We start from the raw sequence: 12360 nt of genomic DNA on the forward strand, positions 1-12360 counted from the left end.
TTACTCAATATTGGAGGCATGATTACTTTGACAAGCATTCGTGAAGTGGCGAAGAAGGCGGGCGTTTCGATTGCGACTGTATCCCGCGTATTGAATTCGGATGAGAAGTTATCCGTCAGTCAAGAAACACGTGATAAAGTGTTGCAAACAGCGAAACAATTAAAATACAGCCCACGAGAGAAGAAAACGCATAAGAACCGGATCGCGACAGTTGGGCTCGTGACCACGGTCAATGAGATTCAAGAGATTGATGATCCATATTTCCGAGCGATTCGACGCGGTATTGAACAAGAAGCCGAACGGCTGAGGGTGAGTGTCAACCGGGTGATCCGTCTGTCTGATAAAAAAGCGGACTGGGAAGGATTGAACCATCTCGGAGGAATCCTCGTCCTCGGTACGGTCGACCCGAAAACATTGGAGTCGCTCTATAACGAGAATCCTAATATTGTCGTCATCGATGACTCGCATGCCGACGCACGGTTTGACGCCGTATATTCTGATTTCAAAAGCGCGACCATAGCGAGTCTAGAACATCTATACGAAAACGGACATCGCAACATCGCCTATATCGGAGGGCAGCGTGTCGTCATGAACCAAGAGGGTGACGTCTATTTCAATGAGGACGAGGATCGGTATCAGACCTATGTATCTTGGATGAACGACAAAGGGTTGCAGCATCTCCGCTATGGGCTATTAGGGGGATGGAGCACGTTGGAAGGACTGCGTTTAGGTGAACAGTTGACGGAGCGTGGCGACACGACAGCGGTGTTGGTCGCGAGTGACCCGATGGCCGTCGGTGTGTATCGCGCTTTTCAAAAACAAGGATATAGCATCCCAGAGGACATCTCGATCTCTAGTTTCGACGACATTGAAATCGCTGAATTCCTGACACCTTCGTTGACGACCGTGAAGGTAGAGACCGAAGAACTTGGGAAATTTGCCGTCAAGTTGGCGTTGGAACGGATCCGCGAAGAACGAGATATTCCCGTGCGAGTCATGATTCCGGCCAAACTAATCAAACGAGAAAGTGTCCATTATAAAAATTGAATAAAAGCGATTGACAAAGTGTTTACTAAACGTTAAATTATAGATGTGTTTAGTAAACGCTTTCATTTTAGTTTTTAATGAAAGCGCAACCACTATTGGGAGGTTGAGCCATGAAGTTGATTCATGTTAACGAAACAGAGAGAGTATTCCATTTGTCTAATGCAGTATTTAGCTATGTGCTCCGTGTCGAAGAAGGCAACGTGTTGACCAACGAATATTTTGGTCAGGCGATTTCGGCATATCGCGGTGGACGGAAGTATCCTCGCGTCGACCGTTCCTTTTCCCCGAACTTTCCGGAGGCGACGGATCGCCTTTATTCCCTCGATACGATCTTGCAAGAATATCCAGGTTACGGGACGGGAGATTATCGGACGCCGGCCCAAGTCATCCGCCACGAAGACGGATCGACTGTCACGGATTTCCGTTACAAGTCCTATGAGATTGTGACAGGAAAACCGCGTCTTGATGGCATGCCTTCAACGTATGTCGAACAGGATGAAGAAGCCGAGACGCTGATCATCACACTCGAAGATCCGAAAGAGCGACTGACTGCTCGTCTCGTCTATACCGTGTATCGTGACCGTCCGGTGTTGGCACGATCCGCTCGAATTGAAAATGAAGGAGCGGAGACCCATTACCTTCAAAAAGCAGCGAGCCTCTCATTGGACCTTCCGCTTCAAGAGCTCGAGGTCATCACGCTGAACGGGATGTGGGGCCGAGAACGAATGATGGAGCGTGAACCAGTAAAACGTGGCGTGAAAGTATTCGACAGCAAACGTGGCTCGAGTAGTCACCAGATGAACCCGTTTCTCGCACTCGTTTCACCCGAGACAACGGAGTATGCGGGAGAAGCAGTCGGCTTCAGCCTTGTCTATAGCGGAAGTCATCAAATGTTGCTCGAACGAGACCCATACGGACAGACACGTGTGCAACTCGGCATCAACGAATTTGGATTCGAATGGCGCTTGGATCCAGGCGCATGTTTCCAAACGCCGGAAGTGAACATCGTCTACAGTGCAAACGGAACGATGGAAATGTCACAAGCGTTCCACGCCTTGTATCGTGAACGGCTCGCACGCGGAACCTTCCGTGACGCAGACCGACCAATTTTGATCAATAACTGGGAAGCGACTTATTTCGACTTCGATGAAGCCAAAATCAAATCGATCGTCGATGAGAGTGCCGCGCTCGGGATCGAGTTGTTCGTGCTGGACGATGGCTGGTTCGGACGTCGCGATGATGATTACACGTCACTAGGCGACTGGTTCGAATATGAGCAAAAGATTCCGAACGGATTGAAAGGACTGGCGGACTACATTCACACCAAAGGCATGAAATTCGGTCTATGGTTCGAACCGGAGATGATCTCAAAAGAGAGCGAACTCTTCAAACAGCATCCGGACTGGGCGATTCAAATCCCGGGACGCGGTCTATCCAAAGGACGAGATCAATATGTACTCGATTTCAGTCGGAAAGAAGTACGAGATAACATCGTGCAGCAGATGACAGAGGTGTTGGACCGCGTCCCAATCGATTATCTCAAATGGGACTTCAACCGTAACGTGACCGAGGTGTTCTCGACGTCACTACCGAGTGACCGTCAAGGAGAAGTGTTACACCGCTATGTCCTTGGACTATATGAAGTGCTCGAAACGATCACATCACGCTATCCGAACATCTTGTTCGAGAGCTGCTCCGGCGGTGGCGGTCGATTCGATCCAGGCATGCTGTACTACATGCCTCAAACGTGGACGAGTGACAACACGGACGCCATCGCGCGTTTGAAAATTCAACATGGGACGAGTATGGTGTATCCCATCTCCTCGATGGGCGCACACGTCTCGGCTGTGCCGAACCACCAGACACACCGTGAGACGAGTCTCGAGATGCGGGGGAACGTCGCGATGGCTGGCGTGTTCGGTTATGAGCTCGATGTGACTGAGATGTCAGAAGACGAGAAGGCGATCGTCAAACAGCAAGTCGCATTCTATCAGGAGCATCGTCGTACGTTCCAATATGGGACGTTCTACCGGCTGGAGAGCGCATTCGACAGCAATCATCCTTCTTGGATGTTCGTATCGGAAGAGGAAGTCATCGTCTGTGACTATAGCGTGCTCAGCGAAACCGCACCGCTCATCCGTTTGTTGAAATTGAGAGGATTGGACACAACAGCCGTCTATGAAGTAGAAGGCCAGCATTACGGCGGTGATGAGCTCATGCACGTCGGGCTTTACATCGAGCCGATTGTCAAAGGTGATTTTGTAAGTAAGTTGTACGTACTGAAAAAAGTAAACGAACTTTCAGGAGGCCAATCAAAATGAACAAGACAATGAAACTAGGCATGGTAGGGCTCGTCGCATCATCTCTCGTACTCGCAGCTGGTTGCTCGGGCGGAGCGGAGTCGGACAAGACAGAAATCGAATTCTTCTCCCAAAAAGTCGAAATGAAGGGGACGCTCGATGAGATCATCGCTGATTTTGAAAAAGAGAATCCTGATATCGACGTCAAATTGACGAGCGTCAGCAATGCCGGGACCGTATTGAAAACGCGGATCGCCGGCGGGGACATCCCGGATATCGTGCACACATACCCGCAAAACCCAGACTTTAAAGGATGGGCGGCTGACGGGAAGTTCCTCGACCTGTCTAACGAAGATTTCTTGAGCAACTTGAAGCAAGGGGCGGCTGAATCGTACGCGGTCGACGGAGGGATTTACTCACTCCCGCTCAACTCGAACGCGTGGGGCTTCTTCTATAACAAGACAAAATTTGAAGAGCTAGGACTGGAGGCGCCGAAAACATGGTCCGAGTTTGAAGACGTCGTCAAAGAGATCAAAGATGCTGGCGAGACACCGTTCGCGGCAGCACTCACGACTGACGACTCATGGACGATGAACGGTTATCACCAATTGGCTTGGGCGACAACGACAGGCGGTTTCGACCAAACGCAAGACGCATTGAAAAACAGCCCGAAAGATGGCATCAAAGTCGGTAACGAAGATTTTGAGACTGTGGCAGATGAGTTAAGCCTCGTCAGCGGTAACACGCAAAAGAATGCGAACGGGGCATCTTACAGCGATGCGGTCGCACTCTTCGCAAGGGAAGAAGCGTTGATTTTCCCGAACGGCATTTGGGCGCTCCCGGTCATCCGTGATCAGCAGCCTGATTTCGAAGTGAGCATGTTTGCCTTCCCAGGCCAAGAAGCAGGCCAAGAGATGACGGTCGGTGCGGCTGACTTGGCGCTCTCTGTGTCGAGCGCTGGATCGGAAGCGGAACAAGAAGCATCGAAAAAACTGCTCGCGTACATGACGGAAGGAGAAGTCATGCAGAAATACTATGACAAGGACGGTTCTCCGACGTCGGTCGAGGCAGTCGATACAGATGGCGCGTTCGAAGAGACGAAAGCTGTTTCGGACCTCGTGTTCACAGACAAACAAATCATCTGGCTCCATTCTGAATGGCCATCGGAAGAAGAGTTCTGGCACCTCACGGTCGATTATATGAACAAAGAAGATAAAGACCAACTCGCCAAGGATTTGAACGCCTTCTTCAACGGTATGAAATAAAAACATTAAAGGAGTTGCACCATGAGAGAGAAAGGGTTTGTCAACCGCTACTGGCCGTACCTGTTCATTCTTGTGCCGCTCTTGCTTCAAATCGTGTTCTTCTTCATACCGCTCGCACAAGGTGTGATCTACAGTTTCACGGACTGGACAGGGCTAACAAGTTCGTACAATTTCGTCGGAATCGATAATTATCTGGCCATCTTCTCAGATGCGAAATTCTTATCGAGTATCGGCTTCACGTTGCTCTTCACGATCGGTCTCGTCGTTGGACAAATCGTGTTAGGGATTGCAATCGCACTGCTATTGAATCAAAAAATTAAAGGGGTCGGGCTGTTCCGGACTGCCTACTTCTTCCCTGCGGTCATCAGCACCGTCACACTCGGCTTGATCTTTAAACAGTTCTTCAATTACGGGCTGGCGCCACTCGGTGAATTTTTAGGCATCGAATGGCTCTCGCAAAGTCTAATCGCGAACGAAGGGACGGCGTTCTGGGGCCTCCTCTTTGTCGCCCTCTGGCAAGGGGTCGCCATTCCGGTCGTCATCTTCTTGGCGAACTTACAAAGCATCCCGAACGAGATTCGGGAAGCGGCCTCGATTGACGGGGCGAACCGATGGCAGACGTTCAAGAGCATTGAATTGCCGTTCTTATCGCCAGCCATCAGCATCGTCCTCATCTTGGCAATGAAGGCAGGATTGACGGCGTTCGATCTCATCTACGCCTTGACGGGTGGGGGACCGAGCGGGTCGACGACGTCACTCGGACTACTCGTTTACAATTATGCGTTCAAAAACAACCAGTTTGGATACGCCAGTGCGATTGCAATCGTCCTTTTCATCATCATTGCCATCGTTTCGGTCATCCAAATCAATTCTTCGAAAAAATTTGAAGTGTAAGGAGGGGCATCATGAAAAAGGACAAAATTCATATCCCGACGTATGTGTTTCTGACAGTAGGGCTCGTCTTGATCGCCCTTCCGATGTATTTGACCGTCTTAAACTCGTTCAAAGAAACACGGCAAATCACTGGCGGCTTCTTCGAGTGGCCGGACCCGTTCACGCTCGATAACTTCCGGCGTCTTTTAGACGATGGGGTCGTCCAATACTTTGCGAACTCGATGACGATCACCATCTCGTCGATTGCGCTCATCATCTTGATCGTCCCGATGGCAGCATATGCGCTCGCTCGGACGATGCCACGTAATCGTGTCTTCCAAGGAATTTACATCATGTTGATCATCGGGATATTCGTCCCGTTCCAAGTCATCATGATTCCAATCACGTCGATGATGTCGGATTTGGGGTTGTCGAGTAAACTCGGATTGATCATCTTGTATCTGACGTATGCGGTCCCGCAGTCACTTTTCTTGTACGCGGGATATGTCAAGACCGTGATCCCGAAAGAGTTGGATGAGGCCGCTGCCATCGACGGTAGCGGGAAGTTCAACACGTATTTTAAAATCATCTTCCCGATGATGAAGCCGATGCATGCGACGGTCCTCATCTTGAACGCACTCTGGATTTGGAACGATTTCTTGCTTCCGTTGCTTCTGCTCAACCGCGATGAATCGACATGGACGCTCCCGTTGTTCCAATTCAACTATCAAGGACAGTATTTCAGTGATTTCGGACCTTCCTTCGCATCGTATGTCGTCGGGATTGTATCGATTCTCATCGTATATTTGTTCTTCCAGCGCCATATCATCGATGGGATGGCTAACGGATCTGTCAAATAAGCGAAGCTCCTACACGTGAAGACAAGACGGGTAGGAGCTTTTTAAAAGGAGAATGAACATGAAATTGAAAAATGAAGTGATGTTGATCACCTATGCAGATAGTCTCGGTAAAAATTTGAAAGAACTCGATGAAATCACTCGTACGCATCTCGATGGAGTAATCGGCGGAATTCATTTGTTACCGTTCTATCCTTCGTCAGGTGATCGCGGGTTTGCGCCGATGGATTATACGAAAGTGGACGAAGCGTTCGGAACATGGGAGGACGTGCAACGCCTCAGTGAACGATTTGATTTCATGATGGACTTCATGGTGAATCATATATCGCGTCAATCGCCTTATTTCCAGGATTTTTTGGAGAAGAAAGACGAATCAGCCTACAAAGATTTATTCATTCGATATAGCGAGTTTTGGCCTGAAGGGGGTCCTACTTCTGAACAAGTTGATTTGATTTATAAACGGAAACCGAGAGCGCCTTATGTAGAAGTCACGTTCGCCGATGGGACGACGGAGAAGGTATGGTGTACGTTCGATGAAGAACAAATTGATTTGGATGTCACGAAGGCTGCTACGCGGTCGTTCATTAAACAGCAACTTGAATTTCTTGTAGGAAAAGGGGCATCAATCATTCGTCTGGACGCGTTCGCTTACGCCAATAAAAAGATTGGGACGAATTGTTTCTTCGTCGAACCGGACATTTGGGAGATGCTCGAGTATTGTGAAGAAATCGTCGCCGACAAAGGCGCGACGGTCCTGCCTGAAATCCACGAACATCATTCGATTCAAGAACGAATCGCCAAAGAAGGGTATTATGTCTATGATTTTGCTTTGCCGATGCTTGTCCTTCACGGTTTATACAGCGGACGGTCGGAGCGGCTGATCAACTGGATGGAACGTTGCCCGCGCAACCAGTTCACGACACTCGACACGCATGATGGGATCGGAGTGGTCGACGTCAAAGACCTATTGACCGACGAGGAGATCGAGATGACGCGTGAGGCACTGTACAGTAAAGGCGCGAACGTGAAGAAAATCTACAGTTCGGAAGCGTATAACAACCTCGACATCTACCAAATCAACTGCACGTACTATAGTGCGCTCGGGAACGATGACGCGTCATACTTGCTTGCTCGAGCCATTCAGCTGTTCGCCCCAGGGATCCCGCAAGTGTATTACGTCGGACTTTTAGCTGGTGAGAATGACATCGAGTTGTTAGAAGCGACGAAAGAAGGAAGAAACATCAACCGTCACTACTACTCGAAAGAAGAAGTCGCGAGCGAAGTCGAACGGCCTGTGGTGCAGGAACTGTTCGATTTGTTCAAATTCCGTAACCGTTCAACGGCTTTTGATGGGGAGTTCGAAGTGCGGCAACCAACCGAGCGCTCACTCGAGATCACCTGGACACATGGGAAGGTTGAAGCCAAATTATCTGCCGATTTGTCGGTAAGAGCGTTCATGATTCAAGAAACGAAGGAAGACGAGAAATTGTATGAGTACGAATCACCTTTTTCAGTGAGCAACTAACACAAAGCCCGCACTCTTGATGGAGTGTGGGCTTTGTGTCGGCTTATGGACGATTATGCTCGTAAGCAGAAATCCATTCCGCCGGCGTCATCTTCGAGACGAGCTCACCGATCAGCTCATACGGGATATGTTTGACGTTGCCGAACCGGATACAGCTCTTGCCCATATCGAGCTTCGTCGGCACTTGCGCGGCGTACGCCTCCTCGAACCAAAGGAGCAGCGCCGGGTCACTATAGACGCCCATATGATAGAGTGCGACATGCCGCTTCTGGGCGATGACGCTCAAGAACGGGAGCGGTGTGCCCGGTGTGACGTGATACCCGGACGGATACGTCGACAGCGGGACGACGTAGTGGACGCCTTTGCCATCGGTCGTCTTCTCGAAACCGTCGGGCAGATTCGCGTCGATGACGTCGATCAAGCGGATGAAGGCGTCGAGCCGTTTGTCGTCGACGAGTGTCGTGTAGTCCATTAGAGTTTCCCTCCTCGTAAAATCTTCTCCATCGCCTTGCCTTTGGCGAGCTCATCGACGAGTTTGTCCAGATAACGAATCTCGCGCATGAGCGGTTCCTCGACGTTCTCGACGCGGACGCCGCAGACGACGCCTTTGATGAGTGCGCGATCTTCGTTCATCTTCGGTGCCGCTGCGAAGAACGTGTCGAAGTCGACCTCGGACGCGAGTTGTCGTTCGAGCCCGTCCTCGTCATAGCCGGTCAGCCAGCGGATGATCGTGTCGACTTCCTCTTTCGTTCGGCCTTTCCGTTCTGCTTTCGCGACGTAAAGCGGATAGACGCTCGCGAAGCTCGTCGTGTAAATGCGGTGTGCCATGAAATCCCCTCGTTTCGTGGAGTGATAGCTATATTTTCTCACATTGAAAGACGTGAGATATAAGTTATTTTTTGTTGCAAATGCAACAAAACGAGTTAAACTGAGGATAATACAGTATAAATACAACATTCGGGAGGATTGTATGAGAGACCATCTACGAGAGATTGGGATGATTGCCCGTGCGCTCGACTCGATTAGCAACATCGAGTTCAAGGAGCTCGAGCTCACGAAAGGGCAGTACTTATATGTCGTCCGAATCTGCGAAGAGCCGGGCATCATCCAAGAAAAGCTGGCCGAACTCATTAAAGTCGACCGCTCGACGGCGGCGCGCGCGATTCAAAAGCTTGAGCGGGAAGGGTTCATTCGACGAGTCGACGACCCGCACAACAAGAAGATCAAGCGACTCCATCCGACCGAGAAAGGACAGGCGGTCTATCCGCTCATCCTCCGCGAGCATGACTATTCAACGGACGTGGCGCTCGCTGGTCTCTCGGATCAAGAAGCCGAGCAGTTGCTCCGTTTGTTGAAGCGGGTCCGTCACAATATCGAAGGGGATTGGGATGCTGTCAAAAAAGGTCAAAAACGAGACTACTAAAGGGGGAAGCCAGATGATCACCATCAAAGCATGTACACTGGAAGACGTCGACACGCTCCGAGACATCAGCATCGAGACGTTCACGGAGACGTTCGAAGCCGACAACGACCCGGCACATCTCGCGGCGTATCTCGAGCGGGCGTACAACGTGCCGCAACTCCGAGAGGAGCTTTCAAATCCGGGCTCACAGTTCTTTTTCGCCATGCTCGACGGGGAAGTGGCAGGGTATTTAAAAGTGAACGCCAACAACGCCCAGACCGAGGCCATGGGCGAGGAGGCGTTCGAACTCGAACGGATTTATGTGCGACGGAAGTTCCAAGGAAGTGGCGTCGGCAAGGCGTTGTATGACCAGGCCGTCATGTGCGCGAACGAGCTGGAAAAACGGGAGATTTGGCTCGGTGTGTGGGAACATAACCACAAGGCGCTCGCCTTCTATCAAAAGCATGGCTTCGTCCAGACCGGGGCGCACACGTTCTATATGGGTGACGACGCCCAAGTTGATTTGATTATGGCCAAGCCGCTTCGTCCGTGACCCATTCTAATATTCCGGATAGATCTTCATAGACGGCGTCCGGGGCCAGGTCGGGCATGTCGAGCGGTTTGCCGTCGCGGTTGATCCACGCCGTGTGGAACCCAAAGTTTTTCGCACCGGCGATATCCCAACCGTTCGAGGATAGAAACAATACCTCGTCCCGCTTCAGTCCGCTATTTTTGAACCAGTGCATATACGCGGCCGGTGACGGTTTCGCTTGTTTGACACCGTCGACGCTGACGAGTTCGTCGAACAGGTCGGTGAACCCGGCGTTATGGATGAGCGCCGTGAGCATCGCGTCCGTCCCGTTCGACAGGACGACGGTCCGTTTTCCGTGGAGTTCGTTCAACACACCTGCGACCTCATCGTACGGTGACAGCTCGGCGTACTTCGCAATCAACGTATCCTCGGTTTCAGGCGTCCACGTCACGTCGGCCGTTGACAGGGCGTACCGCAAGGCGTCGCGCGTGACGACCGAGAAGTCGGCATAGCGCCCCATAATGTGACGGGTGAAGAAGTAGTCGAGTTGTTTCGTCCGCCACGCCTGGCTAATCTGGTCACCTTTCCCGGGAAATTGTTCGTCACACGCCGCCTTGACAGACTGGACGTCGAACAAGGTCCCATACACATCGAACACGAATGCTTTAATCTGTGGTTTCATAATATCCCTCCTCAAGTCATGTAGCGTCATCTACTCTTTACCCTAGTTGACGTGGCTTAGACGAGTGGGAACTAGATAGGAGGAATTCGATGTACGTCCCAAAACAGTACGCCGTGAACGACCCGAAGGAAGTCCACGCCTTTCTAAAAGCCCATCCGTTCGGCACCATCGTCACGTCTGACGGTCAGAAGCCGATTGCGACGCACGTGCCGCTCCGTCTGCATGAGGCCGAAGGAAAGCTGTCGTTCACGACGCATATCGCTAAACATAACCCGCAATGGAAAACGATTGAACAACAGACGGTGCTCGTCATCGTCCAAGGCCCGGACGCCTATGTCTCGGCATCATGGTACGGCCATGAGGACGTGTCGACGTGGAACTATCAGGCGGTCCATTTCTACGGGAAGGCGACGATCATGACCGAGGCGGAGCTCGAAGACGAATTGGCCGGTCTGCTCCGAGACCATGAAGGTGAGCGGGAAGACGCCGTCGTCTGGGAAGAGCTGTCGGAACCGGTCAAGCGTCAAAAATACGGTGTCGTCGGCTTTCGAATCGACGTCTCGGAAATCGAGGCGGCGTTCAAGCTGAGTCAAAATCGGAACGATCAAGATTATGCGCGCATCGTCTCCGAGCTCGAACAGGAAGGCTGTCCGATGGCGGACGTCATGCGCGAAAAACGGTAAGGCCTGTGTCATTTGACATGGGCTGTTTTTCGTTTCACGTCGAATATCTTGAAGTTCAGATTGACAGCGGTCCCGGATTCATCCTATACTCATAAATGATAATGATTATCAGTGTCGGTGATACATCGTCATAAAAGAGAAAAAGGGGATTACAACGTGAAAAAGCATAAGAAGATGTTACATATGTTCTTGTTCGTCTCAATGTTCATGCTCGTGCTCGCCGGTTGCGGCTCGAACACAGAAGAACCTGCGACGACGGGGGAGAATGAAGAGTCAGCAGAAGGCTACCCAATCACGATCAAGCACGCGCTCGGTGAGACGGTCATCGAAGAGAAGCCAGAACGCGTCGCGACGGTCGGCTGGTCGAACCAAGACGTCGCACTCGCGCTAGGCGTCGTGCCGGTCGGTTTCTCGGCTGCGAACTACGGCGTTCAAGACGGCAGCGGCGTGTTGCCATGGACAGCTGAAAAGTTAGAAGAGCTCGGTGAAACCGACCCGAACGTCTATCAAGACACGGACGGCCTCGACTTTGAAGCGATTGCCGACTCACAGCCGGACGTCATCTTGGCGGCTTACTCAGGCATCACGCAAGAAGACTACGACACGTTGACACAAATCGCACCGGTCGTCGCGTACCAAGAGACGCCTTGGGTCTCTTCATGGCAAGACACGGTTCGTTACAACGCGATGGCGATGGGCATGGAAGCAGAAGGCGAACAGTTGATTGCCGACACAGAACAGCTCATCGCGGATAAAGCGGCGGAAGTACCGGACATGGCAGGCAAGAAAGGGGCGTTCGTCGCCTTGACCCCTGGCGATTTGTCGAAGTTCTACATCTACACGACAGGTGACCCGCGCGGTGCCTTCATCGAAGAGCTCGGCATGGAATACCCGCAAAACATTAAAGACCAACTCGAAGAAGGCAGCTTCTATCTTGAGCTCAGCTCAGAAAACGCCGACATCTTGAACGACTTGGACCTCTTCGTCGTCTACGGGAACGAACAGACGCTCAAAGAACTTCAAGCGGACCCGCTCTACAGCAAAGTACCGGCCATCGAACGCGGGTCGGTCGTCTTGATCGAAGACAACACGCCGCTTGCGGCAGCCGGGACACCGTCACCGCTCTCGATTGAATACACGATCGATGAGTACGTGAAACTCGTCTCGGAAGCACTCGAGAAAGTCGAGTGAACA

General features: G+C 51.4%; 13 protein-coding genes. 10 read left to right on the top strand and 3 right to left on the bottom strand.

Annotated elements, in window-relative coordinates:
• Positions 1 to 18: 18 nt before the first annotated feature.
• From KB235_RS04345 to gtfA, 6 genes are all read left to right on the top strand, one after another.
• Entirely contained in the window at positions 19 to 1047 is a 1029-nt protein-coding gene (locus KB235_RS04345) for a LacI family DNA-binding transcriptional regulator (RefSeq protein WP_211780506.1), read from the top strand.
• A 110-nt stretch (positions 1048 to 1157) separates the two neighbouring features.
• A complete protein-coding gene (locus KB235_RS04350; protein ID WP_211780507.1) occupies positions 1158 to 3368 on the top strand; it encodes an alpha-galactosidase in 2211 nt (736 codons plus the stop codon).
• Positions 3365 to 4612, top strand: coding sequence for an extracellular solute-binding protein (locus KB235_RS04355; protein WP_211780508.1), 1248 nt, complete (start codon positions 3365 to 3367; stop codon positions 4610 to 4612). Before KB235_RS04350 ends, KB235_RS04355 begins: the two co-directional genes overlap by 4 nt.
• 21 nt (positions 4613 to 4633) lie before the next feature.
• Positions 4634 to 5506 (top strand): carbohydrate ABC transporter permease, encoded by an 873-nt coding sequence (locus KB235_RS04360; RefSeq protein ID WP_211780509.1) that lies wholly within the window; start codon positions 4634 to 4636, stop codon positions 5504 to 5506.
• Between the two features lie 11 nt (positions 5507 to 5517).
• Positions 5518 to 6345: a carbohydrate ABC transporter permease gene (locus KB235_RS04365; RefSeq protein WP_276514415.1), complete on the top strand. Its 828-nt coding sequence runs from the start codon at positions 5518 to 5520 to the stop codon at positions 6343 to 6345.
• Positions 6346 to 6403: 58 nt separating this feature from the next.
• Complete coding sequence (gene gtfA, locus KB235_RS04370; RefSeq protein ID WP_211780510.1) at positions 6404 to 7867, top strand: sucrose phosphorylase; 1464 nt, start codon at positions 6404 to 6406, stop codon at positions 7865 to 7867.
• A 43-nt stretch (positions 7868 to 7910) separates the two neighbouring features.
• Here the strand turns inward: gtfA and KB235_RS04375 are convergent, their stop codons facing one another.
• Together KB235_RS04375 and KB235_RS04380 are read right to left on the bottom strand one after the other, a co-directional pair.
• Positions 7911 to 8339, bottom strand: a complete 429-nt coding sequence (locus tag KB235_RS04375; RefSeq protein WP_211780511.1) for a DUF1801 domain-containing protein — start codon at positions 8337 to 8339, stop codon at positions 7911 to 7913.
• Positions 8339 to 8695, bottom strand: coding sequence for a DUF2200 domain-containing protein (locus tag KB235_RS04380; protein ID WP_047375114.1), 357 nt, complete (start codon positions 8693 to 8695; stop codon positions 8339 to 8341). The genes KB235_RS04375 and KB235_RS04380 overlap by 1 nt, the downstream gene beginning before the upstream one ends.
• A 142-nt stretch (positions 8696 to 8837) precedes the next feature.
• On the opposite strand from KB235_RS04380, the gene KB235_RS04385 reads away from it, so the two are divergent.
• Both KB235_RS04385 and paiA read left to right on the top strand, forming a co-directional pair.
• Positions 8838 to 9290: a MarR family winged helix-turn-helix transcriptional regulator gene (locus tag KB235_RS04385; protein WP_211780512.1), complete on the top strand. Its 453-nt coding sequence runs from the start codon at positions 8838 to 8840 to the stop codon at positions 9288 to 9290.
• A gap of 13 nt (positions 9291 to 9303) precedes the next feature.
• On the top strand, positions 9304 to 9822 hold the full coding sequence (paiA, locus tag KB235_RS04390) for a spermidine/spermine N(1)-acetyltransferase (RefSeq protein ID WP_211780513.1): 519 nt from the start codon (positions 9304 to 9306) through the stop codon (positions 9820 to 9822).
• Here the strand turns inward: paiA and KB235_RS04395 are convergent.
• The gene (locus tag KB235_RS04395; protein WP_211780514.1) at positions 9797 to 10483 is read right to left on the bottom strand and encodes a haloacid dehalogenase type II; all 687 of its coding nucleotides are present in this window, start codon (positions 10481 to 10483) and stop codon (positions 9797 to 9799) included. The two genes, paiA and KB235_RS04395, sit on opposite strands and share 26 nt — an antisense overlap.
• A gap of 89 nt (positions 10484 to 10572) precedes the next feature.
• On the opposite strand from KB235_RS04395, the gene KB235_RS04400 reads away from it, so the two are divergent.
• Complete coding sequence (locus KB235_RS04400) at positions 10573 to 11166, top strand: FMN-binding negative transcriptional regulator (protein ID WP_211780515.1); 594 nt, start codon at positions 10573 to 10575, stop codon at positions 11164 to 11166.
• A 174-nt stretch (positions 11167 to 11340) separates the two neighbouring features.
• Positions 11341 to 12357: an iron-siderophore ABC transporter substrate-binding protein gene (locus tag KB235_RS04405; RefSeq protein ID WP_211780905.1), complete on the top strand. Its 1017-nt coding sequence runs from the start codon at positions 11341 to 11343 to the stop codon at positions 12355 to 12357.
• The last annotated feature ends 3 nt before the right edge of the window (positions 12358 to 12360 follow it).

It is taken from the genome of Exiguobacterium alkaliphilum (assembly GCF_018138125.1).
Classification (GTDB): Bacteria; Bacillota; Bacilli; order Exiguobacteriales; family Exiguobacteriaceae; genus Exiguobacterium; species Exiguobacterium alkaliphilum.

Excerpts from the sequence above, each read along its gene's own strand:
- KB235_RS04345 (WP_211780506.1), top strand. The coding sequence starts at position 19 with ATGATTACTTTGACAAGCATTCGTGAAGTGGCGAAGAAGGCGGGCGTT.
- KB235_RS04350 (WP_211780507.1), top strand. The coding sequence starts at position 1,158 with ATGAAGTTGATTCATGTTAACGAAACAGAGAGAGTATTCCATTTGTCT.
- KB235_RS04355 (WP_211780508.1), top strand. The coding sequence starts at position 3,365 with ATGAACAAGACAATGAAACTAGGCATGGTAGGGCTCGTCGCATCATCT.
- KB235_RS04360 (WP_211780509.1), top strand. The coding sequence starts at position 4,634 with ATGAGAGAGAAAGGGTTTGTCAACCGCTACTGGCCGTACCTGTTCATT.
- KB235_RS04365 (WP_276514415.1), top strand. The coding sequence starts at position 5,518 with ATGAAAAAGGACAAAATTCATATCCCGACGTATGTGTTTCTGACAGTA.
- gtfA (WP_211780510.1), top strand. The coding sequence starts at position 6,404 with ATGAAATTGAAAAATGAAGTGATGTTGATCACCTATGCAGATAGTCTC.
- KB235_RS04375 (WP_211780511.1), bottom strand. The coding sequence starts at position 8,339 with ATGGACTACACGACACTCGTCGACGACAAACGGCTCGACGCCTTCATC.
- KB235_RS04380 (WP_047375114.1), bottom strand. The coding sequence starts at position 8,695 with ATGGCACACCGCATTTACACGACGAGCTTCGCGAGCGTCTATCCGCTT.
- KB235_RS04385 (WP_211780512.1), top strand. The coding sequence starts at position 8,838 with ATGAGAGACCATCTACGAGAGATTGGGATGATTGCCCGTGCGCTCGAC.
- paiA (WP_211780513.1), top strand. The coding sequence starts at position 9,304 with ATGATCACCATCAAAGCATGTACACTGGAAGACGTCGACACGCTCCGA.
- KB235_RS04395 (WP_211780514.1), bottom strand. The coding sequence starts at position 10,483 with ATGAAACCACAGATTAAAGCATTCGTGTTCGATGTGTATGGGACCTTG.
- KB235_RS04400 (WP_211780515.1), top strand. The coding sequence starts at position 10,573 with ATGTACGTCCCAAAACAGTACGCCGTGAACGACCCGAAGGAAGTCCAC.
- KB235_RS04405 (WP_211780905.1), top strand. The coding sequence starts at position 11,341 with ATGTTACATATGTTCTTGTTCGTCTCAATGTTCATGCTCGTGCTCGCC.